Annotated in this window: 21 protein-coding genes; 11 read left to right on the forward strand and 10 right to left on the reverse strand. The window is 42.7% G+C overall.

The genetic code is table 11. The features are described from left to right. The first annotated feature begins 173 nt into the window (after positions 1–173). From TY49_RS22480 to TY49_RS22510, 7 genes are all read left to right on the forward strand, one after another. On the forward strand, positions 174–1466 hold the full coding sequence (locus tag TY49_RS22480) for an NCS2 family permease (protein ID WP_041968124.1): 1293 nt from the start codon (positions 174–176) through the stop codon (positions 1464–1466). A gap of 346 nt (positions 1467–1812) precedes the next feature. After that, positions 1813–2865: a rhodanese-like domain-containing protein gene (locus tag TY49_RS24030; RefSeq protein ID WP_052442269.1), complete on the forward strand. Its 1053-nt coding sequence runs from the start codon at positions 1813–1815 to the stop codon at positions 2863–2865. Positions 2866–2894: 29 nt separating this feature from the next. Then, positions 2895–5105 carry a respiratory selenite reductase catalytic subunit SrrA gene (gene srrA, locus TY49_RS22490; RefSeq protein ID WP_041968125.1) on the forward strand — a complete coding sequence of 737 codons (2211 nt, stop codon included), beginning with the start codon at positions 2895–2897 and terminating at the stop codon, positions 5103–5105. Position 5106: 1 nt separating this feature from the next. After that, entirely contained in the window at positions 5107–5646 is a 540-nt protein-coding gene (locus TY49_RS22495; RefSeq protein WP_041968126.1) for a 4Fe-4S dicluster domain-containing protein, read from the forward strand. A 15-nt stretch (positions 5647–5661) separates the two neighbouring features. Beyond that, on the forward strand, positions 5662–6810 hold the full coding sequence (nrfD, locus tag TY49_RS22500) for an NrfD/PsrC family molybdoenzyme membrane anchor subunit (RefSeq protein ID WP_041968127.1): 1149 nt from the start codon (positions 5662–5664) through the stop codon (positions 6808–6810). A gap of 67 nt (positions 6811–6877) precedes the next feature. Beyond that, a complete protein-coding gene (locus TY49_RS22505; protein WP_232310512.1) occupies positions 6878–7501 on the forward strand; it encodes a TorD/DmsD family molecular chaperone in 624 nt (207 codons plus the stop codon). Positions 7502–7505: 4 nt separating this feature from the next. After that, positions 7506–8765, forward strand: coding sequence for a rhodanese-like domain-containing protein (locus TY49_RS22510; RefSeq protein ID WP_156972753.1), 1260 nt, complete (start codon positions 7506–7508; stop codon positions 8763–8765). Positions 8766–8808: 43 nt separating this feature from the next. Here the strand turns inward: TY49_RS22510 and TY49_RS22515 are convergent, their stop codons facing one another. Then, the gene (locus tag TY49_RS22515; RefSeq protein ID WP_198135671.1) at positions 8809–9717 is read right to left on the reverse strand and encodes a Gfo/Idh/MocA family protein; all 909 of its coding nucleotides are present in this window, start codon (positions 9715–9717) and stop codon (positions 8809–8811) included. 111 nt (positions 9718–9828) lie between these two features. Further along, complete coding sequence (locus TY49_RS22520) at positions 9829–10674, reverse strand: DegV family protein (RefSeq protein ID WP_041968128.1); 846 nt, start codon at positions 10672–10674, stop codon at positions 9829–9831. Positions 10675–10877: 203 nt separating this feature from the next. Between TY49_RS22520 and TY49_RS22525 the strand changes: the two genes are divergently transcribed. After that, entirely contained in the window at positions 10878–11546 is a 669-nt protein-coding gene (locus TY49_RS22525; RefSeq protein ID WP_041968129.1) for a hypothetical protein, read from the forward strand. A gap of 14 nt (positions 11547–11560) precedes the next feature. Here TY49_RS22525 and TY49_RS22530 read toward each other — a convergent pair whose 3' ends face one another. Further along, complete coding sequence (locus TY49_RS22530) at positions 11561–11788, reverse strand: thioredoxin family protein (protein ID WP_041968130.1); 228 nt, start codon at positions 11786–11788, stop codon at positions 11561–11563. A gap of 605 nt (positions 11789–12393) precedes the next feature. On the opposite strand from TY49_RS22530, the gene pgoN reads away from it, so the two are divergent. Both pgoN and TY49_RS22540 read left to right on the forward strand, forming a co-directional pair. Then, entirely contained in the window at positions 12394–13224 is an 831-nt protein-coding gene (gene pgoN, locus TY49_RS22535; protein ID WP_041968131.1) for a glyoxal/methylglyoxal reductase, read from the forward strand. A 168-nt stretch (positions 13225–13392) separates the two neighbouring features. Further along, positions 13393–14358, forward strand: a complete 966-nt coding sequence (locus TY49_RS22540) for an NAD(P)H-dependent flavin oxidoreductase (RefSeq protein ID WP_041968132.1) — start codon at positions 13393–13395, stop codon at positions 14356–14358. A 124-nt stretch (positions 14359–14482) separates the two neighbouring features. Here the strand turns inward: TY49_RS22540 and TY49_RS22545 are convergent, their stop codons facing one another. The 7 genes from TY49_RS22545 to TY49_RS22575 all read right to left on the reverse strand — a co-directional run bounded on the left by TY49_RS22545 (position 14483) and on the right by TY49_RS22575 (position 23070). Further along, a complete protein-coding gene (locus tag TY49_RS22545; RefSeq protein WP_041968133.1) occupies positions 14483–15238 on the reverse strand; it encodes an NRDE family protein in 756 nt (251 codons plus the stop codon). Between the two features lie 86 nt (positions 15239–15324). Continuing rightward, positions 15325–16539 carry a NupC/NupG family nucleoside CNT transporter gene (locus TY49_RS22550; RefSeq protein WP_041968134.1) on the reverse strand — a complete coding sequence of 405 codons (1215 nt, stop codon included), beginning with the start codon at positions 16537–16539 and terminating at the stop codon, positions 15325–15327. A gap of 273 nt (positions 16540–16812) precedes the next feature. Further along, complete coding sequence (deoR, locus tag TY49_RS22555; RefSeq protein WP_041968135.1) at positions 16813–17751, reverse strand: DNA-binding transcriptional repressor DeoR; 939 nt, start codon at positions 17749–17751, stop codon at positions 16813–16815. Positions 17752–17962: 211 nt separating this feature from the next. Further along, a complete protein-coding gene (locus TY49_RS22560; protein ID WP_041968136.1) occupies positions 17963–18526 on the reverse strand; it encodes a TetR/AcrR family transcriptional regulator in 564 nt (187 codons plus the stop codon). Positions 18527–18536: 10 nt separating this feature from the next. Continuing rightward, the gene (locus tag TY49_RS22565; RefSeq protein WP_041968137.1) at positions 18537–19934 is read right to left on the reverse strand and encodes an efflux RND transporter permease subunit; all 1398 of its coding nucleotides are present in this window, start codon (positions 19932–19934) and stop codon (positions 18537–18539) included. Next, positions 19927–21426: an MMPL family transporter gene (locus tag TY49_RS22570; protein ID WP_041968138.1), complete on the reverse strand. Its 1500-nt coding sequence runs from the start codon at positions 21424–21426 to the stop codon at positions 19927–19929. Before TY49_RS22570 ends, TY49_RS22565 begins: the two co-directional genes overlap by 8 nt. Before the next feature lie 129 nt (positions 21427–21555). Continuing rightward, positions 21556–23070: a glycine betaine uptake BCCT transporter gene (locus TY49_RS22575; protein ID WP_041968139.1), complete on the reverse strand. Its 1515-nt coding sequence runs from the start codon at positions 23068–23070 to the stop codon at positions 21556–21558. Between the two features lie 589 nt (positions 23071–23659). Between TY49_RS22575 and TY49_RS22580 the strand changes: the two genes are divergently transcribed. Then, positions 23660–24412: a C39 family peptidase gene (locus tag TY49_RS22580; protein ID WP_439646189.1), complete on the forward strand. Its 753-nt coding sequence runs from the start codon at positions 23660–23662 to the stop codon at positions 24410–24412. Positions 24413–24427 lie beyond the last annotated feature (15 nt).

The following is a 24427-nucleotide window of genomic DNA, read 5'->3' on the forward strand; positions in this document are numbered from 1 at the left end:
TTGTGGTACTCCGGCAGCATAAAACTGCCGGAGTTTTTTTATTTTCTATGCTCTGTTAAACAAGGCTGTTGATTTTCGTTTCAGGCGATTCACTACAATCAACAGGAGTAAAAAACAATTTTGGGTTTTAACAGAGCCATTCTCTTAAATAAACTACCAGGAGGACAGCACACATGAAAAACTTTTTCCAGTTCGCAGAACGAAATACAAATTATAAACAAGAAACACTTGCCGGAATCACGACGTTCTTATCGATGGCGTACATTCTTGTCGTCAATCCATTAATCCTCGGCCAGGCAGGCATGGATAAAGGAGCTGTTTTTACAGCTACTGCTCTATCAGCCATCATCGGCTCCCTTCTGATCGGTCTGCTTGCTAACTTCCCGATTGGGATCGCTCCAAGCATGGGCTTGAATTCATTTTTTACTTTTACCGTCAGCATCGGGATGGGAGTCAAATGGGAAGTCGCCCTTACTGGTGTGTTCATCGCGGGTGTTCTGTTCGTCATCCTCAGTCTTTTAAAGATCCGCGAAAAAATCATCAATGTCATCCCTCAGGATCTTAAGCATGCAATCGCTGCGGGAATCGGTTTCTTCGTCGCCTTCATCGGCTTGAAAAATGCGGGAATCATCGTTGGCAGCGAAGCGACTTTTGTCTCTATCGGCAACTTGACATCAGGCCCTGTCCTCCTTGCTCTCTTTGGCTTCATCGTCAGTGTCATCATGATGGTCCGCGGAATCAGCGGCGGCATCTTTTATGGAATGGTGATTGCCACAATCGTTGGTATTTTCACTGGCTTGATTGAAAAACCTACAGCAATCGTCGGTTCGGTTCCTGATATCTCACCAACGTTTGGTGTCGTCTTCAACCACCTGGGAGATATCTTCTCCCCAGATGTCCTTGCCGTCATTTTCACATTCCTGTTTGTTGCTTTCTTTGATACTGCAGGGGCACTTATTGCGGTTGCCAGCCAGGCTGGTCTGATGAAGGACAATAAAATTCCCAATGCCGGGCGTGCCCTTCTTGCGGACGCAGGGTCGGCTGTTGCTGGAGCTGTACTTGGCACATCCACAACAGCGTCGTTCGTTGAATCATCAGCAGGCATCGCGGTAGGCGGTCGTACTGGTTTCACTTCCGTAATCATTGCGGCTTGCTTTGGCGTGGCGATGCTCTTTTCTCCGATCCTATCAGTTATAACGCCAGAAGTTACCGCTCCAGCACTCATTATTGTTGGTGCGTTGATGGCAACCGAAATCAGTAAAATCAATTGGAACAACCTTGCTGTGATTATCCCTTCATTCGTAACGATCATCATGATGCCGCTCACCTTCAGTGTCGCAACCGGAATCGCCCTTGGTTTCATTCTTTATCCATTGATGATGCTTGGCATGGGCAAGCTTAGAGAAGTCCATCCAATTATGTATGTTCTTGGTTTCTTGTTTGTCGGTTATTTTATCTATGTTTAATAAGTTTCACGCCCGCAGTGCCTCTGCGGGCTTTTTTTATTGTTCACCGAAAATTCTCCACGCAACTTTCACGAATGTGTTTTAAGTGTGAAATGTGCAAAAAATTCAAATAAATTATAGGTGATTCCCCTTACTTCTTCCTGCATTCTCGAAAATAGTAACTGAATTTCCACAGCAATAGACTTACCCCTGATGGTAAAAATAACTTAAGCGCTTATTTTTTTTGCAACACCTAAAACCCATAGGAGTATAGGCATTTAGAAGGATGGAGGTGTACATTCCCACCGTTTGTTCAATTCCAAATCAATATTTTGGCGGTATATCCGCCAGCAGAGAGGTGAGAGCTTTGAAGCTGTTTGGAAAAAAAGTATTATTCATGTTGGCCGGTACAATGCTGATTTTCACTGGAGGCTGCGGAACCGAGCAAGGTTCAACAAAGGTTCAACCACAAGTGAATGGACAAAGTGCGCAGCTCAATGTTTTTTCAGTCGTACAGCAAACTGCTGATGCTTACCTGAAAAAACCTGCAGAGTCTATTTCTGCAGAAGAAATTTTTGAAAAGATGATTTTGAATTACGATCCTTCTTACTTCATTGTCGATGTCCGCGATACAGCTGCATTTGCTGCCGGACATATTGAGGGCTCTGTCAATATTCCATATAGTATGACAGCTGACCCAAACCAAATCGCTAATCTGCCAAAGGACAAAAAGATCCTTGTCATTTGTTACAGCGGCCATACAGCAAGTCAGACATCAGCGCTGTGGAATATGCTCGGTTACGATGCGATTCCAATGGTAAACGGGATGGGCGGCTGGACTAGTGATGAGAATTTGGGAACTCCCCTTCCACAAAAAACTTTCGATTATGAAGTGGAAGCAACCGAAACAAAAGCCGGGAACTATGATCTCCCAGCTCCTGCAACTAAGAAATATACCGATGAAACCGCAGCTATTTTAGGAAGTGCTGATGACTATCTGAAAACCGGTCTTCCACCGATCATGAAACCCGCGGCTATCCAGGAATCCATTAAAAATAAGCAAGATGGACTTTTATTAGTTGACCTTAGGGCTGCGAAAGAATATGCAGCAGGCCATATTCCTGGGGCAATCAATATCGCATATAACTCATTGGCAGAGCTAGAACAGCTTAAGAAATTGTCTCCTGAGAAAAAGATTGTCCTCATTGACCATGACGGCACCATGTCCAGTAAAGCAGCACGGATTCTCAATATGCTCGGATATGAAGCCTATGCCATGAAAGATGGCATGAGAGTATGGACATCCAATGCAGAAATCAATGGTATTCTTCCAATTACCAACGAGAAGGTCAAGGATTATCCTTTGAAAAAGCTAAACACAAAACTCGAAACAGAAACTGGTGCCGCCAGCTGCGGTTAACAGCTTGTGAGAGAAAGGAGTATGAAGAGATGACAAACTTATCACGCCGTACATTTTTAAAAGCTTCAGCTACAGTTGTAGCAGCAGGCTCGGTTCCAGCTTATTTCGGATTCTCTGAGTTCAAGAAAGCTGCCACCGAAGAAAGTGTGAAGAAGGTACCAACCTTCTGCCACGGCTGCACAAGCTATTGCGGAATTGTTGCCCATGTGAAGAACGACCGGGTCTGGAAGGTCGAAGGACATCCTATCCATCTGAAATCCAGCGGCAGAATTTGCGCAAGAGGCCACGGAATGGCTGCTTACCTTTACTCAAAAGACAGAGTGACTGGCCCAATGAAACGGGTTGGAGAAGGAAAATTCGAACCAATCAGCTGGAACCAGGCATTCAAGGAAATCGGTGAAAAGCTTGACAGCATCGTTAAGCAGTATACCGGAAATTCTGTATTGTGGCTCGAGCACGGCACCCACCGGAAGTCATACGTGGACCGCTTGTTTGACACAATTGGCTCGCCAAACTTCACGACACAGTATTCCACATGCTTCAACGCTAAAACAAACGCATGGCTGCAAATGACTGGTACCTCCCTTAACGGTGACCATAAAAATGCTAAGTACATGATATTTGAAGGAAGAAACTTTGCCGGAGGAATCATCCCGAATGGCATGAACCACATCACGAAGGCAAAGGAAAAAGGCGCAAAGTTGATCGTCATTGATCCGCGCTTTTCAGAGATTGCGAAAATCGCTGATGAATGGATTCCAATCAGGCCGGGTACGGACCTTGCCTTCAGGCTGGCGATGGCAAATGTTTTAATATCAGAAAACCTCTACAATAAGACCTTTGTCCAACAATTCGTTGATGGCTTCAGTGAATTTAAACGCATGAACAAGGAATACACACCAGAATGGGCAGAACCAATCACAGGAATAAAAGCTGATAAAATCCGGGAAATTGCCAGGGACTTTGCAAAATACGCACCTCAGGCCTTCATCGAGCCAGGCTGGCACGGACTGCATTCCCATTATGTGAATAGCACTCAAACGGCCCAGATGGGGATTATCCTCAATGCGCTAGTGGGCAACTTTTACGAAAAAGGCGGCTTGATGCCATCTGCCAGCCTGCAGCTGGGACATCTTGACTTACCTGCAATCGAGAACATGCCTGAAAAGGGTGCTCGTATCGACGGAGCAGGTGTGACTGGAGAGTACCGTACTGTTGAACCATCAAGGGGAATCGCCCATATCACGCCTCAGCTTGTACAACAAGGCCTGGCTAAGGCTGTATTCATTTGTAACTATAACCCCCTCAGGACCGCACCGGATCCCGAGGAGCAAAAAAAGATCAAGGACGCAGATCTGGTCGTTTCCATTAACATCGACTGGAACGAAACAAGCTACTATGCCGCTGATTATATTCTTCCTGAGCATTATTATCTGGAAAGGTTGGAGCATCCTCAAGCTGTATCAGGCCATATTTCGCATGATAACCCACAGCTTGCCCTTCGCCAGCCAGTCATCAAGCCGATGTATGATACAAAAGACACGCTTGATATGTTGAAAGGAATCGCCGACGCAATGGGCCATAAGGATTTGTATCCTTTTACAATCGAACAAGAAGTAGAAGCAGCGATTGCCCCCCTCGGCATCACCTTCGAACAGCTGAAAAAGGCAGGTACACTGGAATTCCCGGCTACTGTTAAGCCAGGCTTCCCGATGAAAAAAGGCAAACCGGCTCTGCCTACGCTAACCGGAAAGATTCAATTCTCTGCCGATCTGTTCAAAATTGATGGAAAACTTGGAATTCCTGTATGGGTACCGCCACTCGTTGAACCTGATTCTAAAAATGACCATGAATTCCGCCTGATCCATGGAAAACAGCCTTGGCACTCCCATGCAATGACAACCAATATAGAACAGCTGATGAAGCTTTCCGATAAGTATCAGGGAACCTTTATGTGGCTTAACGCTTCTAGAGCCAAGAAGCTTGGCATCAAAACTGGTGACACCGTCACGGTTAAGTCAAAAATCGCCAAAAAGAAGGTACAGGTTAAAGTAACCGAGCTTCTGCACCCGGAAGCAGCCTGGCTCCCTTCCACTTATGGCGGATTCTCTCCTAAAAACAGGATAGCAAACGGCGTTGGCGTGAACTTTAATGATTTTATCCCAATCATGGTAGACCCTCTTTCTGGCTCGACAATGGCCCAAGAGGTTGTCGTGACCGTGGCAAAGGAGGGCAACTAGGATGGCAAAATACGGCCTATTGGTATTCCCGGAACGCTGTACGGGCTGCAACGCCTGCAACATCGCCTGTGCGTCGCATAATCAGCTCGGGACGGACGTTTCCTACAACCGTCTTGAAATTTTGGAGACTGGAACTTACCCGAATGTAAAAATGGAGATTTTACCAGTACAGTGCCAGCATTGTGACAACGCTCCGTGCGTTTCCGTCTGCCCAACCCAGGCAACTTACAAGCGTGAAGATGGAATCGTCGAGATTGACGCTGATAAATGTATTGGCTGCAAATATTGCATGGCTGCCTGCCCTTATGAAGCAAGACAGCTGAATGAAAATCGCGTGCCGGAAAAGTGCAGATGGTGCCCTGAGATGCTTGAAAAAGGTGAGCAGCCTGCCTGCTCTGCGACATGCATGAATGAGGTCCGTCTGTTCGGAGACCTGGAAGATCCAAACAGCCAGCTGAACAAAGAGCTGGCAAAGCACGAAGTCTATCAATTGCTTGAAGCTAAAGGCACGAAGCCAAGCATCTTCTATGTAAAAAAATAACTGGAGGTGAATCTCGTGAAAATCAATAAATGGACGATCCTGTCAGCAGCCTTCATTCTCTTTGGCCTGGCAGGAGCAGCCAATATTTTTATCCACGGTGAACATGCGATGGGAACAACAAATAAGATCCCATGGGGAATCCTGATCGCTGGCTACGAATATTTTGTTGGGATCAGCACCGGACTGCTGCTTGTCGCAGCATTAGGCTATGTATTCCATGTGAAGGCGATCATCCCAATCGGCAAATCACTGCTCATGTTTGCGATTTTTTCGCTTATCAGCGGTTTTGCAATTCTTTTGGTGGAGTTGGGCAATCCGCTTAACTTCATCCATTATTTCCTGACTCCTAACTTTACATCGCCAATCTGGTGGATGGCACCGCTATACGGAATCTATCTGATGCTGCTGGTGACTTTGACTGTGTTTGTCGTTCGCGAGAATGAGTCCTTAATCAGGCCTCTTGCAATCATGACAGCTATTTCTGCCTTAGTCGCCCTAATTTGCATCGGATTTCTGTTCGGTTTCATTATTGCCCGTCCTTACTGGAACGGACCGATTTCACCTCTTTACTTCATTCTCACTTCTGTGTTCTCTGGCATCGCGATGGCTTCAGTTATCGCTTATCTACATGGAAGGAAGAAAACCCGTAAGAACCTTGAAACCGTTAAGTTCCTCAGGACACTTAGCTTGTCCATGATGGGGGTTATGGTAGTGATCTATATCGGCAAAACCTTTGTCGGACTCTACGGCCAGGTGCCGGGAAAATACGAATCACTGCTCGCTTTGCTGACAGGACCTTTGAGTTTTAACTATTGGGTGCTGGAAATATCGCTGGCAATTGTCATTCCATTTGTGCTGATTGTGTCTGCACACAAGCTCTCAGCCATAAAGCTCGGGCTTGCAGGTCTGCTATCCCTGACAGGAATTTTCTTCATGCGCTTCAATATGGTAATCGCCGGGCAGATAACTCCATTGAAAGTAGTCAAAAATCCTGCCGAAGAAACCGTCTTCAACCTTTTCAGTGTGACCTGGTCTGAATGGGCCCTGATCATGGGCGGTATTGGGATCATGGCGATGTTGTATCTCCAGCGTGAGCTTCTGGAACGGATCATCAAACACAAACCAGCAACAGAGCTGAAAAGACATGGGGATGTAACCCTATAAGAAAAGTTCCGGAGCCTCGATGCTCTGAAGCTAGACACACAAAAAAGGGGCTGATCACTTGTTCACCATGACAGAAGAAAAGCGGCAGCTGTCCAATGCACTAATGCTGCTGGCAGAATTTTATAAGCCGCCAACCAATGAACTCTACCAAGCTTTGAGAAATGGAACAGCCTTGGAAGAGCTGACGCCTTTTGTAAAAATGGAAGAAACATATGAAGACGCTTTTTCTTCTTATGAAAATATGAAACAATCCTATATCCATTGTTTTCTTGGGCCTTCCGAGCCTTTCGCACCGCCTATTGAATCACTCTACAAACAATGGACAGATGATCCTACCGCGGCTGTTTCATTCGCAAGACAAACAGGATTCTTCTATGGCGACCCTGCACTGCATGTCCAGTATCTGTTCCGTCAGTTCAAGCTTGAATTTCCCGAGGAATATCGGACAATGCCAGACCACTTGACCCTGTTGCTCGAATTTCTTTCGTTCTTGCTCGAGCATGGTACAACTGATCAGATCCATTCTTTTATCTCTGACCATTTCGATTGGCTTGACGATTTCGTTAAGGAATTGAAAAAGGCAGATAAAAGTTTATTTTATGTATCGATCACACAAATAGTGAACCAGCTTGTCCACTCCCCTTCGCTTGGCTACAGGAGTGAACAGCTTGGTGAAGAAAGGAGTGAATAGTCTCATGGTAAAGAAAAATATGCTAGCAGGATTGATTTTCACTGTCGGAGTAGTAATTGCCGGCTGCGGGACTGGCGAAGATCCGGCCAAACCTAACTCGAATGCGGCTGCAGATTTTAACCAGAAAGCAGACCTTTCAATCTACAAGGTAGGCGAGGAAGTTGCACCCGAGAAGGAAGCCGTACCACTCAAGGATAACCTCAACTATGTTGGCACCGAATATATGATGAGATTAAAAGCGTCCGAAGGAGAGGTAAGCTCGGCAAGGAAAACGTACGAACAATTCCCTTCAGAATGGGACTTTGTCATCGTCGATTCCCGTCCTCAAACTGTTTTTCATGAAGGACACATCAACGGAGCAATCAATATCCCGGATTCACAGTTCGACCAATTTGCCTCCCTGCTTCCAGAAGATAAAAATAAGCTTCTTATTTTTTACTGCGGCGGGGTCACCTGTGAATTAAGCAGCAATTCTGCTGAAAAAGCAATCAAGCTTGGCTACAAGAATATCAAGGTTTACCAGGAAGGACTGCCAGAGTGGAAAAAAGCAGGCAATTACCTGGCTGTGACAGCTCCTTATGTAAAGGGACTGATCATGGACGCAAATGTGTCACGGGATGAAAAGCCACCTTTCGTCATCCTTGATGCCAGACCGTATAAGATATATTTCGAGTCACACATCCCGAATGCAGTCTTTGCAGATGATACTCTGTTTGCGCAAAAGTATATAGGAATAGCACCTGCAGATAAAAAGACTGAAATAATCGTCTATTGTGGAGGTTTCGGCTGCCATAAAAGCCATATTGTCGCTGAGGAACTCCTGAAAAAAGGATACTCAAATGTCAAAGTCTATTCAGGAGGACTCCCAGACTGGACTGCACAATCCTTGCCAACATTCGGCACTGCTAATTCAGGCGGAAGCTTTAATGTTGCTGAAGGCCAGGTTAACCGCGGAATCAATCCAGAAGAGTTTATGAACAAAATCAGTGCGGGGGCATTTATCCTTGACGTCCGTTCAAAGGATGAAACAAAGGCCGGCGTCCTCAAGGGATCACTGAATATCCCTGACAGTGTCATCCTGGCCGACCCGGCAGCTATCGCAAGCCAGCTTCCAAAAGATAAGAATGCCGTCATCGTCATTCATTGCGCATCTGGCGCAAGGGCTGCTGGCGTTGTGAATAAAATCGTTGATCTAGGTTATGCAAACACATTCTATTTGAATAACGCCATCCAAATATCTGCAGATGGCAAACCATCTTTTTAATAATCAAAACCCCGGTCCAGTTTATGTACCGGGGTTTCGATTGTTAAAGCTCTTCCAATTCTTTCACGATTGTCTCGCAGATTTCATGTGTTACGAGGGAATCCTTTGCGGTTATTGAAGGTAATGAATTATTACCGACCGCCTGGATGAAATCAAAAATTATTTGTTCGAAGCCACGCTTATGGAGGGTCGGCTCCCAGTCACTTCCTCCATGTCTCGTTTCATTCCGATTTTCCTGGACGAGGAGGTCTGAAACATTCACTGCCGTTCTTTTTTGATCAGATTGAAAAACTTCTACCTTTTCCTCAACAACTCCGCTGTCACGGTTCATAATTCCAATTGCGATCCCCTCTTCTGCCTGCAGCTGAATGACTACGTGATGCAAAAAAGCTCCATTTTTCTTTCCGGTAACATTGACCTGCTTTATGTCGTAGGGAAACAAAAATCTTAACGTATCGACCACATGGATAAAATCATCGAGTATAAAATGGCGTATTTCCCCAGGCAGGGCCTTCCTGTTTTTCTGCATGATCACCATATTAGGTTCTTTCAATTCAGCCAACTGTTTATACGCCGGGGCATATCTGCGGTTAAAACCTGTCATTAATATCAAGCTTTTATCCTCAGCCAACTCTGTCAATTCCCTTGCTTTTTCATACTCATAGGCAATCGGCTTATCGACATACACATGGATACCAGCCAGCAGCAGTTTTTTTACAATTTCATGATGTGATTCAGTTGCACTATGGACAAAAGCACCCTTAACTCCACTTTCAATTAGCTCATCCAGACTTAGATGTATATGGGCAAACCTATACTTGGAAGCCAGAGTTTTCAGCTTTACAATATCTCGCGTGTAAAGGTGGAATTCAATATCTCCCTTTTCCGCGAATACAGGCAGATAGGCTTTTTGCGCAATATCCCCTAAACCAATGATTCCGATCTTCAACATGCCGATTTCCCCCTACTATTTTTGATATTTCAAGTGTACACAGGAACCTGGACAATAAAAAGAAATCAGCCCTTACCAGGCTGATTTCTTACTTTGTTTTACTATTGCGGACTATTCATTAATCCAGGCAAGCCCAATTGTTCCCTGTCCTGTATGTGTACCAGGAACCGGACTGAAAATAGTCGTTGTAAAATTGATGTTAGGGTATCTTTCTTGCAACTCTTGTCGCCATTCTTCAGCTAATTGGCCAACGTTCCCGTGGATGACACTTGCTTCTATAATATTTGTTGAAGCCTCTTCAAAAATTTGAAACAGGCGTTCCTTGACCTTCTTTTCCGTCCTGATTTTATCAAAAAGGACTACCTTGCCATCATCGAACCTGACAATCAGCTTTAATTTAATCAAGCTGCCGATAATCACCTGTGTCGTGGATAAACGTCCACCCTTATGCAGCTGCTCAAGGCTTCCTGGTGCCATATATAAATTGGCCTTTTCAGGGAGTGTTTTTAAATAGGAAACAATTTCGGAATAGGAATTCCCTTGCTTTTGAAGTTCAACACCCTTTTCAACCATGCGCCCCAACGGATAAGAACCTATCTTCGAATCGATGACATCGACTTTGAAATCTACCATGCTGGAAGCTGCCATGGAGGATTGGTAAGTTCCTGTCAGAGCGCTCGAAGCGTGGATCGCGATCGCATGCTTATATTGCTCCTTAAGTTTTTGGTAAAGTTCCACAAACTCCCCAATAGCAGGCTGCGATGTTTTCGGAAGTACCTTTGATGCTGCCAGCTTTGGATAGAAATCTTCGGCAGTAATATCTACACCTTCCAAATATGATTCTTCACCAAAAATAATACTTAAAGGTACAACATATATATGATTATTTTTTATGTATTCTTCTGTTAGTCCAGATGTACTGTCAGTTACCCATGCAATTTCATTTAATGTAGTCATGATTTCTCCTGTTCTGTCAAAAATATCGTTGAATATGCTTACATTTTCCATGATATATGAAGAAGCCTTATAAGACTATTAGTAATTTTTAAGAATAGGATTTATTTGTTAAAAACAATGAAAAAGTTAATAACACAGACACATGTTTCTCATTCCAGTTAAAGGGAACAATTGTAACAAACCTGACTGGAGGAAAGTGACTCATGGACCCATATATCTACGGTTTATATTCCCTCATCTACTTATTTTTATTCCTATGGGGACTAAAATTATCCATTAAGTATGGATTTTTTTCCTGGCTGAATGTTCTTTTGCTCGTTACATTCGGTTTAGTGTATGACAACCTTGTACTAGCCATGGGGAGCGTGGTTGGAAAAGGAAGCTTTTTAGAAGCCTTGAATGAGATGCGTTACTGGTTCCACGCATTCTTTACGCCATTGTTGATTTTATTTTCCTGGGCAGCTATCAGGAAGACAGGAATCGACTGGCTGAAAGGACAAGCAGGATTTGTCTTGGCGGGAGTCTTCACTCTGGCTATGATTATTGCTGAACTTATACAAAATACCCTCGGACTTAAGCTTGAGTCCGCCCAGAAATATGGGGTACTAAGCTATGAATCAGCCGGATCACACGGCCCCCCTATCTTGATCATTGGTGTTACTGTTGCGTTACTGCTTGCAGGGATTATTCTCTGGAAAAAGCTGAAGTGGAAATGGATGGCCTTCGGCGTCATTTTGATGGGTATAGGAAGCGCTGTGCCAATTCCATTGGAGAGTGATGCAGCTACCAACGGCTTCGAACTGCTTTTACTAATTTCCTTATGGGCAACAAAATCTTTCCTTGATAAAAATTCAGATCAGGCCACGATATGAGGCCTGATCTGAATTTAAAATAAAGTCTTCACTTCTTGTGCTGACAGCTGTTTCCCCGCTGAAACAACCTTTTCATCAATGACCAAAGCTGGCGTACTCTTCACTTTATACTTTTCGATTTCCTTATTATCTTCCACCATTTCGACGACCGCTGCGACACCCGCTTCCTTTACAGCTGCATTTATACTATCTTCAAGACTTTTGCACTTCTCGCAACCAGGACCCAGTACTTTGATGATCATAATTTCTATCTCCTTTCACATTTGACCATGTTTAATTACCTTTATATCTTAAATGTACCCTGATCTTAAGAATAAAAGCCTTCAACCTGACAGCTTTTATGGTGAATGAACCAATGCTGTCACGATTCCTTCGTTTTTCTGACAGCTTTTCCGGTGTATGAGCCAAAGCTGTCATGATTCCTTCGTTATTCTGACAGCTTTTCAGGCGAATGGGCCAAAGCTGTCATGATTCCTCCGTTATTCTGACAGCTTTTCTGAAGAATGAGCGAAAGCTGTCATGATTCCACAGTTATTTTGACAGCTATTCAGGGAAATGGGCTAAAGCTGTCATGATTCCTCCGTTTTTTTGACAGCTTTTCTGGTGCATGGGCTAAAGCTGTCATGATTCCTCTGTTATTCTGACAGCTTTTCTGCAAAATGAATCAGACCTGTCAAGAATCCGTCATTATCCTGACAGCTTATCAGGAGCATGAGCCAAAGCTGACATGATTCTAACAGAGCTATCTTTTAAAAAGCTATTCAACCAAGGAAGTCCAATTACTTTTTAGCATTCAAAAAATATGAGAAAATAAAATAGTAATTGAATTGATAAGGAGGCGCATGATATGCCACAAAATCTCCAGGATACTACGACTTTACATAATGGTGTCAAGATGCCATGGTTTGGCCTTGGTGTGTTCAAGGTCCAGGAAGGATCTGAAGTTGTAGAATCTGTTAAAGCAGCACTTAAAAATGGCTACAAGAGCATCGATACTGCAGCAGTTTACAAGAACGAGGAAGGCGTGGGCCAGGGAATCAAAGAAGCTGGTGTTCCGCGTGAAGAATTGTTTATCACGACGAAGGTCTGGAATTCTGACCAGGGTTATGAATCCACACTCAAGGCATTTGAAACTAGCATGGAAAAGCTTGGCCTCGATTACCTTGACCTTTACCTGATTCACTGGCCAGTAGCCGGCAAATATAAAGAAACATGGAAGGCACTTGAAAAACTTTATAAAGATGGGAGAGTCCGCGCAATTGGTGTGAGCAACTTCCATGTTCATCATCTTAAAGATTTGATAACTGATGCTGAAATCACACCAATGGTTAACCAGGTCGAATACCATCCGCATCTGGCCCAGACCGAGCTGCTTGAGTTCTGCAAAGCTGAAGGCATCCAAATGGAAGCCTGGTCTCCATTGAAGCAGGGCGAGCTTTTATCAGATCCAACAATCGTTGAAATCGCAGAAAAGCATAAGAAATCTCCCGCACAAGTGATCCTGCGCTGGGATTTACAAAATGAAGTTGTGACGATTCCTAAATCAATCAAGGAACATCGTATTATCGAAAATGCAGATATCTTTGAATTCGAGCTTTCTGTTGACGATATGGACCGCCTGAACAGCTTGAACAAGAATGAACGTGTAGGTCCCGATCCGGATAATTTCGATTTTTGATTAAAATCAATGCAATTGGACGCAGATTAGTTTCTGCGTCTTTTTATTTCTTAAAAATCAATACCAAATAATTATACCTAAATATAGTATCTGGTGCTAAAAATCACATCTTTTTATAATCCTGCATGTTAAACTGCAAAGGAATAAATTTAGAGAGGGGTTTTTAGCATGGACTTGCCAAAACTTAAAATTGCCCATATGGTTCCCAGGGTTCCAATAATGCAAGGCGGAATGGGGGTAGGAATCTCGCTCAGCGGATTGGCATCAGCGGTTGCAAACGCAGGCGGCATTGGTATCATCTCCGGAACAGGGATCACAGTTGAAGAGATGCGTCTGCATATCAGGAAAGCCAGGAAGCTAACACAGGGTAATGGATACATCGGGGTGAACGTATTGTTTGCGATGAATGATTTTGCTGAAAAAATGAAAGCTGCACTAGATGAAAAAGTTGATTTCATCATATCTGGAGCCGGAATTTCACGAGATATGTATTCATGGGGAAAGCAAGCGGGGATCCCGGTCATTTCCATTGTCTCCTCTGCCAAACTAGCTAAAATCTCGGAACGCCTGGGTGCTGCTGCAGTGGTAGTTGAAGGATTTGAAGCAGGCGGGCATCTCGGGACTGACAAGCCCCTTTTTGACATACTTTCTGAAATTGTTGAGTCGGTGTCCATCCCGGTGATTGCTGCTGGAGGAATCATGACTGGGGCTGATATCGCTAAGGCTTTGTCCCTTGGAGCTTCTGGCGTCCAAATGGGCACAAGGTTTGTTGCCAGTGATGAATGCGACGCTCCGCAAAGCTTTAAGGAGAAATACGTTTCCGCCACTGAAAAAGATACAATACTGGTGAAAACCACAGTAGGGCTGCACGGTCGGGCCATTGCCAATCATTTTACTAACCTAATCACTACCTCAGATAAACTTAAGATCAAAAAATGTCGTGATTGCCTAAAAAATTGCTCCTATCAATTTTGTACACTGGACTCTCTGCTCACCTCCGTTGCCGGCGATGTAGAGAATGGCCTCGTATTCGCTGGCTCTAGGGTAAGTGAAATTAAAGAAATCTTGCCGGTCCGGGCAATCATAGAAAATTTAAAAACGGAATATAAAGCAGCCGTTCAAAGCTTTGCCTAAATAAAGATTATATTAGATTTGGGGCAGACCAACGAATTGGCTTAGGGCTTTTTTCAAGCTCTCAAACAAAAAAAATTCACAAAATAAAACACAGACAACCTAATTCGTGGTTGTCTGTTTTGCTTCACAAAGTTATCAAAAACTCCTGGTTTGACCGCTGATCCTTTGTATGAACCCGTTCATTAAAATAGATTTCTTTTTCATTCATCAATATGACGGTAGAGCTTCTCGTCCCGTATCCATCGCTTTTGATAAACATCGGTGACAGCAAACGCTCCCACTCCAGCGAGACTCCTGTTGAAGGCAGCAGATGGTCTGGTGCAGGGTCGGCATTTTCCAAATGGGCAAATAGTTGGTTAACCAGATCAGGGTGCCCTTCCGAAAGAATACTGGCAAGTCCTGCCTTCCCACGTGATACCTTTGGCCAGTCCGTATTAAGCAAGTGGTTGCTGACCCCGTGTACGCCAGGTTCAACTTTTTGCAGGTGACCTCCACGGTTGGAATAATAAAAAAGCTCCTCCAAATTCCCTGCTATTAGATTATAGCCCGGATATTCATGACGGCGATTGGCCAAGTCCTCTAAATAGGCCTGCGGGTTATATGTCCCTTTCAGAAAATCTGCAACAAGCTCCCCTCTTGTTCTTTTCCCATTCGTGGTTTCACTTGGGTCGCGATAATTGGTCAGGGCAGCAAACTTGCCTGAAGTCGTCACCCCCATCCATGTTCCCATTTTTTCAAGATCTCGGCCGGCGAGCAGTTCTGGCGCATCTTCCCAAAAAAAAGCCGGCGCAGTTTCCCGGGCATATGCTTCATCCCTATTAGCAGCAATAATAAGCTTATATTTCGGATGCACTTTGTAGGCAAATAAAATCAAACACATTAATCATCACAGCTTTCCGTTCATTTTCCACTATTATAACTCAACGCAAAAAAAGAGAAGGACCAAGTCCCTCTCTTTCCTCATTTTTATAAAAGCATACCTGCCATTGCCGCACTCAATAATGATGCAAGCATACCAGCGATGACAGCTCGTACACCCATGCGAGCGATGTCTCCGCGACGACTTGGAGCAAGGCTTCCAAGACCGCCAAGCAGGATTCCCATTGAAGATACGTTTGCGAATCCACAAAGAGCAAAGCTGATGATTGCTACTGTTTTAGCAGATAATTGTTCAATTTGTGGTGCAAATGAAGAGTAAGCTACAAATTCATTCAAGATTAATTTTTGACCAATGAATCCGCCGGCTTTCACAGCCTCATCCCAAGGTACGCCGATTGCAAAAGCAAGTGGAGCGAAAACAAAGCCCAGAATTGTTTCAAGCGTTAAGTTACCGGCTCCGAAGAATCCTCCAAAGAACCCAAGAATTCCATTGATCAAGGCAATCAATGCGATGAACGCAAGCAACATTGCACCGATATTCAAAGCTAACTGAAGACCCGTGCTTGCTCCCTTAGCGGCAGCATCAATCACGTTAACTGAATCTGTATCTTTTTCCATTCTTAGTTCATCAGATGACTCAGATTTTTCTGTTTCTGGAATCATGATTTTAGCCATGATCAAACCTGCTGGAGCAGCCATGAAGCTTGCTGCAAGCAGGTATTCCAATGGAACACCTAATAATGAATAACCAATCAATACGGAACCTGCGACAGAAGCCAGACCTCCAACCATGATAGCAAAAAGCTCTGACTGAGTCATTTTCGCGATGTAAGGCTTAACTACAAGCGGTGCTTCTGTCTGGCCCACGAAAATGTTAGCAGCAGCTGATAGTGATTCAGCCTTGCTCGTGCCCAGCAATTTAGAAAGCGCTCCGCCCAGGATCTTGATAACCACTTGCATGATTCCCAGGTAGTAAAGCACAGAAATTAAAGAAGAGAAGAAAATAACAACCGTTAATACTTGGAAAGCGAATACAAAGCCAATATTTTCGGCCTGGAACAATCCGCCAAACAGGAATTGCACACCAGCGTCTGTATAGTTGACGATTTCATTGACACCAAGTGAAAGCTTTTTCAGTAAGAGTTTACCTGTTTCCCATTTCAATACTAAGAACGCGAAAATGAATTGGATTGCCAACCCGCCAAGGATTGTCCTAAAATTGATGGATTTTTTGTTATTTGAGAAAATAAATGCAATTCCCAAAACGACTGCAATCCCAATCAAACCCCATAAGATATTCATTGTTGACCCCACCTCTTGTTGTGATATTTGCTGAACTGTTGTTAACGTTTACAAATGCTATGAAAAAAATTTCAGTAAAACGTTTACATTTGTTTATCTCAAACTTTCTATAGCAAATATATCAGAACTAAAGAACTTTTGTAAATAAGTTTTTGAACAAATGTAAAATGAAATTTATACCTTTTCATCATTTCGACAAAAATACCCGCAAAGGCCTCAAACCTATCGGGTATTTGTTTGTATCTTATGGCTTTTATTCTAGTCACTGAATCCTTACTTATCTAACAAGAATTTTGCAGTAAATTGGTCCGTTACAAGTACATTTGTATACTTCCCCTTTAAAGCCCCATAAATACCATCTATTTTGTGAGCTCCGCCTGCAACTAATATTGAATACTTCTTCTTCTTTAACTCTTCAAGTTCTATGCCCAAAGTTCTTGCATCAAGGTTTTCGTTGCAAACCTTTCCGTCTTTATCAAAAAACCGTGAACAAATATCCCCGACAGCTTTTGAATAAATGACTTGCAAATCTTCTTCTGTAAAGTATCCTAACTGGAACAATAAAGATTCAGACTTGATCGGACCGATTGTATAGACCGCAATGTTCGATTGCTTCCCCATTTCCAGAATCTTTTTTATATGCCTGTCCGCCTCCATCGCCTGTTTGACCACGACATGGTCTACGATGGCCGGCAGCGGCAGATGATGCGGTGCGCTGTTGAAGGCCTTGCCGAATAAATACAGTATTTCATTTGCATACGTATTCGTTTCGGAGTGGCTGACTCCGCCCTTCAACTGGACGACCTTTACATTCTTGCACGGTTTCTGCTTCAGTTCCAGGGCAACATGATAAAGCGTCGTTCCCCAGGTGACACCGATAATATCATCGTGGTCAACCACTTCATTCAAAAAAGAAGCAGCTTTCTCCCCGAGATATGTTTTGATCACACTTTCTTCATATTGTGGAATATGAGTGACAATTGCCTTTTTTAACCCGAACTTTTGTTCAAGCTGTGCTGACAAATTCTCTACGTCCTCTGTAGGATCCATGATTCTGATATCCACAATCCCCTCCTGCTTTGCGATCTGAAGGAACCTTGATACTGTTGGCCTTGATACTCCCAGCTCCCTTGCTATATCGTTCTGGTTATAGTCAAGTAAATAATAAAGCTTTGCTGCCTCGATTATTTTTAATAATTTTTCTTTTTCCATAGGTGATCACCCTTGAGAATGACTTAAATTCAATACCTTTATTCTAGCAAAAAATCCGAATGAAAACATTTACATTTTTAAAAAGAACAAAATGTTCATAATTAACCAGGGTTTTACATATGTTCATTTTCGTCAGAACACTTAGAAGACCGTTAAGTTTAAACTGAGAAAAAGAAAAGGATTGGTGCTAACCCAATCCCTTCCAAAAAGATTATTTAATAATGGCCATAACTGACTGAGTATACTTCCGAACCAAGGCAATCTTTTCTCCCTCGTTTAATAAATGAAAGGGGGTATCATTCTTGAAGATAACCTGGCTGACGAAAATCCCCCCAAGGTGCCTTGCAACAAGATCTGTATCAACTTTTTGACCCATATTCTCAAAATGCAGTGCCAAACCCTTTTCAAGACTTGAAAAAATCATATTAGGCAAATCAACTTCCTCATTCAAATTCCCCATCAAGCTTTCGGATATGAGCATTTTAACCATAGGTGCATTTCTGGACAAAGTACCTAATCTATTTTCAATAATCTTTATCAAAAAAGCTTCTGTATCCTCTGTTTTTGCCATCCTGGCAATTTGCGAATCAAATTGTTTTTCCAAAACATTCTTGATGACTGTAACAAACAGGTTCTGTTTATTGGTGAATTTCCGGAACAATGTTACCTCAGCCACTTCTGCTTCCTTTGCAATCTCTTGTGTTGTAGCCTGCAGTCCTTTTTTTACGAAAACCTTCATTGCTGCATTCAAGATTTGTTCCGTTTTGTCCCTCATAGTGCCACCCCTAATTTACTGGTAATTCATTCTCCCCTACATGTCTTATTTTCACAAAACGGTCAAGAATAATCAAGATGGCAGGCATGACTACAATAGTACTGAACAGTGCTAGGGATATATTTATTAATGTCATCAAACCGAAGTTGCTCAAGATGACAAAATCGGAAATCAGCAGGGCACTGAAACCGCCGATTGTTGTAAATGCTGATGCGAGGATAGCCTTCCCTGTTTTTCGGTTCGTGATCATGATGGCTTCCCTGCTGTTTCTGCCTTTTTTTCTTTCTTCATAAAAACGCTCCATGATCAGGATTGTAAACTCTGTGCCTATTCCGATAATCAATGCTCCCAGTGTGGCAGTCAACGGGGTATATTTTATATCAAGTAAAAACATGGCTCCACCTGACCACCCTACAATCAGGGCAATTGGGAGCAATGGAATAAATGCTTTTACAGGATGGCGGTATACAAACAGCAAGCCCAGAAATACCAACCCCATCCCGAGCAAAGTCATTTTATACCTGCCGGTAGTCAAAGCGGTAACCATTTCAACATCCAGGACTGCTTTTCCGGTAACCGTGGTATCGACCCCATCCAATTCTTCCGCCTCTAAATAATCGTTTAAGTCATCAATGAAACCCTTAAGCTCCTCTGCCTCAAGATGCTCTATGCTCAATGTGATGACACCTTTTGTCCCTTCTTCATTAACCAACAGCTTTTTTTGGTCCCCTGGCATGTCAGATAATTGTTCCTCTATCTCTTGAGTTTCTGGTAATTTCCCATCATTCATTTGCCGAAGTGCAGTTGTGACTGAGCGAGAATCTTTAACTGTTTCTGGAAACTCACTTTCTGCTGTTCCGGTAATTCTATCTACCCACTCCAACACCCCGGGGGATGACACATCTTCAGCTTCATATACAATCGAAATTTGATCGGTACTGCCGAGAATTTCTCTTAACTTATGAATATCCTTTAACTCCTGTGTATCCTGTGGCATAAACTTTTCAACATCTGTTTCGACCCCCGCTTGTAAATCAGCCCACATACCGAAACCTGCTGATATGAAGGCAACAAAAATGATGAACCACTTCAGTGATATCACTTTCCTGGTAAACCAATTAAAGAACCTATCTTCCTTCTTCTTTTTTAATTTTATTTGTTTCTTTTTATTTCTTTCTCCTCCGAAGAAATGGTCTCTAGTGAATAAAACCGGAATTAATATGAATACTCCTACTATAAAGCTGATGATCATTCCTACTGTCAGCATCTTGCCAAAATCCTGGATCATCGGTACAGGAGACGTGTATAAAGCAATAAACCCTAACCCGGTAGAAATTAAAGCTGTCAAAACCGCCGGCACCATTTTCGTTATTGTCTGATTTAGAGCCTTCTTTGGTTTGTTATTCATGGTTATCCTCCTCTTCTGCCATTTCTTCTGAATACCGGTTTTGGAACTGAATTGAATAATCGATGCCAAGACCTATGAGAATTGGAAACACAGCCATGGATACCATCGTTATTGGAATCTGTATCCACCCCATCAAGCCCACTGTTCCAATGACTGCTATTAAAATGATCCCCAGAGGAAGTAAGCGCCAACTTACATTAAAGGTAAAAAATAAGATGATGATCATGAATAATATAGATAACATCATCATTTTCTGCATGCTTTCCTTCATCGATGAACGGATGGCATCATCCAGAACTGGTTTTCCGGAAACCATCGTATCTGTTGACTCTATTTGATTTTCATTCAGATAGGACTTAACCATATTCGAAACTTCACTTTTTACATCGTCGGAAATATTTCCGTCAAATTTCACGATCATGATCATAGTTTGATCCTCAATGACGACTTCATTAAATATCTCTCTCTTCTTGCCATTATCATCATAAACCATGTATTCCAGTGTTTCCTGCTTTTCTGGCAACCCTGGTTTCAATGTATCAGAATAGTCATTCATTGTACTTAAATTATCACTGATTGAAACCAGTTTTTTGCCCATTTCCATTAAACCATCGCTAAGTTCCATTAAATCTTTAGCTTGTTTTTCCTTTTCTGTCTGCAAGTTTCCTAATTGTCCCTCTTGGTTTGCTAATCCACTTTCAATCTTTTTTAAACCCTTGATCGTTTGATCTGGAACATTTGGGAGCGTTGCAGATTTCTGAGCTCCCTGCAGCATTTTTTCGGAAAGCTGGATCAGCTGGATGCTCATTTCATTTATTTGTTCTGATTGCTGTTTCTGCTTGGGGTCATTTGCATCGTATTTTGAAGCCAAAGCTTCCAGTTTCATGCCTGCTTCTTTTGTTTGGGCTCCAAACTGAGAATAGCCATTAACAAGGCTCATTGTCCCCGCCTTTAGTTTCTCCTGGCCTTGAATCATGTTATTTATTCCCTGATTAAGTTCCGACATTTGCCCTTCAATATTTGGCAGATGCCCTCCTCCCGAAACATTGCCTTCCATCTGCTCCCCGATCTCTATTAATTTTCCTCCCATATCTTTCAGGCCATCCGAAACTTCTCCTATTCCTTCTTTATATTTCTCAGCTTGCTTAGACGATATTTCTTCTACCAGAACAACAGGACTCATGACGCTATAAACCTGTTCTTGTGTATTAAGGATTGCTTCAAGATCCTTCATATGTTCCAGCCTGTCAACTGTTAGCACGTCTTTATCATCAGTTGCTTCATAAACGATGACGATGGATTCTCCGCCGAATTCTTCTTCAAGCAGCTGGTTATTTTTATAGACCATTGATTCTGTGCTCACAAGTGTCTCATTCCCTGTCGCCATTTGAACGTTCCTTGCTCCTGCAGCTAAAAGCACAACAGCCATTATAGTGACTAAAACTATTTTCACCGGGTGTTTTGACATCAATGAAGCAATCTTTTTTAGCATTTTCTCTCCCCCTGTTTTTACGAATGTAAGTAATTACTTACATAAAGTATACTCAGTCTCTCCCTCTATGTAAAGAACAAATTAAAAAGGAGTCATCCCCAAAAACTGGGATGACTCCTTACATCATTATTAAGTCTTACGTTTAGGAATTTTTCCAATCCCCAGTTCTTTCGCCTCTTGGTTCAATGCTTTTATTAAACTAAGTGCCATTAAGGCCATAATGATTGAGAACGGCAATGCGGCTACGATCATTGTATTTTGCAAAGCCTGCAGCCCGCCAGAATACAGCAGCACTAAAGAAATAGCAGCCAGCATGATTCCCCATGTGAATTTGATTCTATTTCCTGGTGTCAGTGATCCATTAGTGGTCATCATCCCTAAAACAAATGTACCTGAGTCTGCTGAAGTGATGAAGAATGTACCGATAAGGATCATTGCCAGGATGGACAATAATGAACTCATTGGATAATTGGCGAAAACACCAAACAGTGCTTCTTCCGTAGCCAGTTCAGAAATGCTTGCAATTCCTTCATGCTCAAGCATGATCGCTGATCCCCCGAAAGCTGAAAACCATATGAAGCCAATTAAAGAAGGTACAAGCAGTACACCGAATACAAACTCTCTAATTGTCCGGCCTTTAGAAACTCGAGCTATAAAAATCCCTACAAATGGTGCCCAGGCAATCCACCATGCCCAGTAGAAAATGGTCCAGCCATTGATCCATGAACGTACTCCTTCATTTAATGGCGCAATCCGGAAACTCATTGCAGGCAAATTTTGAAGGTATGTACCAATTGTGTTGGTAAAAAGGTTCAGGATAAATTGGGTAGGTCCCAAAAACAGCATGGCCACGAGCAATAACCCAGCAAGTATCATGTTTACATTACTTAAAATCTTGATACCTTTTCCTAGTCCTGTCCAGGCAGAAATCATGAACAATACTGTTACGATCAGGACAATAAACAATTGAGTAACGAAACCAGTAGGTATTCCAAATAGGTAAGAAAGTCCTCCGTTAATTTGTACAGCTCCAAATCCTAAAGTTGTTGCCACGCCGACTACAGTCGCTACAACGGAAATTATATCAATCACTTTTCCAGTGGTGCCATTCGTCTTGTCGCCTAAGATCGGGCTTAGAGTAGCACTAATCAACCCTGGCTTCCCATGACGGAAATTGAAATAAGCTAGAACTAATGCAACGATTCCATAAATGGCCCAGGCATGGATACCCCAGTGGAAAAATGTGAATCTCATCGAATCACGAATTGCCTGGTCAGACCCGGCCTCCACTCCAGTTGGTGTCGAGACCATATAATGGCTGATTGGTTCAGCAGTGCCCCAGAAAACCAACCCTATTCCCATACCTGCGCTGAAGAGCATCGCATACCATGTCAGGGTAGAAAATTCAGGGCGGTCATCCTGCCTGCCAAGTCTAATCTTTCCAAGTGGACTGATCAGAAAATACAGACAAACGATTACAATAGCAGAAACAAGAATTAAATAATACCAGCCAAAAGAATCAGTAATGAATGCCTGAATGCTGGCTGTTACTGACTCAAGTTTATCTGGAACAAACACACCGAAAAGAACCATCAATAACAAAATTCCAGTCGATATGAAAAAAACAGATGAATCCTTTTTCATCAAAAAACTCCCTTCGTCAACTTTTGCACCTTAATACCCTAACATAAATTAGAGCTTTTTTAAAAAGATTGTACTTATAACAGAGATAGTATTACCGATTACAGCCATAAAAATGATTGTCCAATTCAATTTTTCTAAAGCTTCACTTTCAGTTTCAACTACTGCATTCCCCCATATTCTTACCCAGAAACCTAAAGTTATGGACTTCTTTGTTGAATAATCCCTTACGCCTAATATGTTTTTTTATGTACTTTCTCCGATAAAACTTTTTTGGCATTGATTGTTGGCTTTCGATTATGAGCTTCCATCACTTATAGATATCACATCGAGGAGACTTCTGCAGTGGAATATGCGTAGGTACCATCAACCTTTTTACTTTTGATTATGCAAGCAACAGAGTTTACGAAAAGTCCCTGGATAAAACGACGGTTTTACCAACAAATTCCCAATAACATTCTATTAGTCTATTGAACCCTTGTCGAATTTTGATTAAAATTGGTAGAGATGCTCACTTGAAGGAGAAATGTTAGGAGAAGATATATTGGATAAAAAGTTATTAATTAGATCATTGTCAATTGGAGGCATTTTCTTGGCCACATACCTGGGGGCGGAGAATTTCCGATCAGTTGAAAATCCAACTGCAGAAACACAAGCTGCGGTTGCACCCAAAATTACCCGAACAGAAGCTCATTCGGTAACTAAAAATATTGCTGATAAAGAAGTTCTCGAGGATTTCATCAATACTGAAGAGAAAAAAATGATTGAAGGTGTTCCGCACATCAGTCAGCTTCCAGAATTACAACGCGGGTGTGAAGTAACCAGCTTAACTATGCTGCTGCAGTATGAAGGAATACAAGCCGACAAGATGACCTTGGCTAAGCAGATACATAAAATCCCCTTCCGCGACGCAAATTATGTTCGCGGCAATCCATATGATGGATTTGTAGGCGATATCCATACATTCAGCAAATCAGGATATGGCGTTTACCACGGTCCTGTAGCAAATCTTGCAGAGAATTATCTGCCCGGGAAAATCAAGGACATAACCGGAAAATCAATACATGATGTATATCAACTGATCGAAAACGGCTCACCAGTTTGGGTCATCACCAACTCCACTTTCGCGCCACTTCCCGAATCAGAGTTTACTGTTTGGAAGACAAATACCGGAAACGTGAAGATCACTTATAGAGAACACAGTGTGCTGATTGTCGGTTATGACGAGGAATTTATTTACGTCAACGACCCTCTTGCCAGCGATGGCTATAAAGCCGTTCCACGTACACCTTTCGAAAAAGCCTGGGTACAGATGGGCAGCCAGGCAATTGGAATTGAAAAATAATAGTTTGGTAGTATA

The sequence above is a fragment of the Mesobacillus selenatarsenatis SF-1 genome (assembly GCF_000813125.1).
Classification (GTDB): Bacteria; Bacillota; Bacilli; order Bacillales; family Cytobacillaceae; genus Mesobacillus; species Mesobacillus selenatarsenatis.

Excerpts from the sequence above, each read along its gene's own strand:
- TY49_RS22480 (WP_041968124.1), top strand. The coding sequence starts at position 174 with ATGAAAAACTTTTTCCAGTTCGCAGAACGAAATACAAATTATAAACAA.
- srrA (WP_041968125.1), top strand. The coding sequence starts at position 2,895 with ATGACAAACTTATCACGCCGTACATTTTTAAAAGCTTCAGCTACAGTT.
- TY49_RS22495 (WP_041968126.1), top strand. The coding sequence starts at position 5,107 with ATGGCAAAATACGGCCTATTGGTATTCCCGGAACGCTGTACGGGCTGC.
- TY49_RS22505 (WP_232310512.1), top strand. The coding sequence starts at position 6,878 with ATGACAGAAGAAAAGCGGCAGCTGTCCAATGCACTAATGCTGCTGGCA.
- TY49_RS22510 (WP_156972753.1), top strand. The coding sequence starts at position 7,506 with ATGGTAAAGAAAAATATGCTAGCAGGATTGATTTTCACTGTCGGAGTA.
- TY49_RS22515 (WP_198135671.1), bottom strand. The coding sequence starts at position 9,717 with ATGTTGAAGATCGGAATCATTGGTTTAGGGGATATTGCGCAAAAAGCC.
- TY49_RS22520 (WP_041968128.1), bottom strand. The coding sequence starts at position 10,674 with ATGACTACATTAAATGAAATTGCATGGGTAACTGACAGTACATCTGGA.
- TY49_RS22525 (WP_041968129.1), top strand. The coding sequence starts at position 10,878 with ATGGACCCATATATCTACGGTTTATATTCCCTCATCTACTTATTTTTA.
- TY49_RS22530 (WP_041968130.1), bottom strand. The coding sequence starts at position 11,788 with ATGATCATCAAAGTACTGGGTCCTGGTTGCGAGAAGTGCAAAAGTCTT.
- pgoN (WP_041968131.1), top strand. The coding sequence starts at position 12,394 with ATGCCACAAAATCTCCAGGATACTACGACTTTACATAATGGTGTCAAG.
- TY49_RS22540 (WP_041968132.1), top strand. The coding sequence starts at position 13,393 with ATGGACTTGCCAAAACTTAAAATTGCCCATATGGTTCCCAGGGTTCCA.
- TY49_RS22545 (WP_041968133.1), bottom strand. The coding sequence starts at position 15,238 with ATGTGTTTGATTTTATTTGCCTACAAAGTGCATCCGAAATATAAGCTT.
- TY49_RS22550 (WP_041968134.1), bottom strand. The coding sequence starts at position 16,539 with ATGAATATCTTATGGGGTTTGATTGGGATTGCAGTCGTTTTGGGAATT.
- deoR (WP_041968135.1), bottom strand. The coding sequence starts at position 17,751 with ATGGAAAAAGAAAAATTATTAAAAATAATCGAGGCAGCAAAGCTTTAT.
- TY49_RS22560 (WP_041968136.1), bottom strand. The coding sequence starts at position 18,526 with ATGAGGGACAAAACGGAACAAATCTTGAATGCAGCAATGAAGGTTTTC.
- TY49_RS22565 (WP_041968137.1), bottom strand. The coding sequence starts at position 19,934 with ATGAATAACAAACCAAAGAAGGCTCTAAATCAGACAATAACGAAAATG.
- TY49_RS22570 (WP_041968138.1), bottom strand. The coding sequence starts at position 21,426 with ATGCTAAAAAAGATTGCTTCATTGATGTCAAAACACCCGGTGAAAATA.
- TY49_RS22575 (WP_041968139.1), bottom strand. The coding sequence starts at position 23,070 with ATGAAAAAGGATTCATCTGTTTTTTTCATATCGACTGGAATTTTGTTA.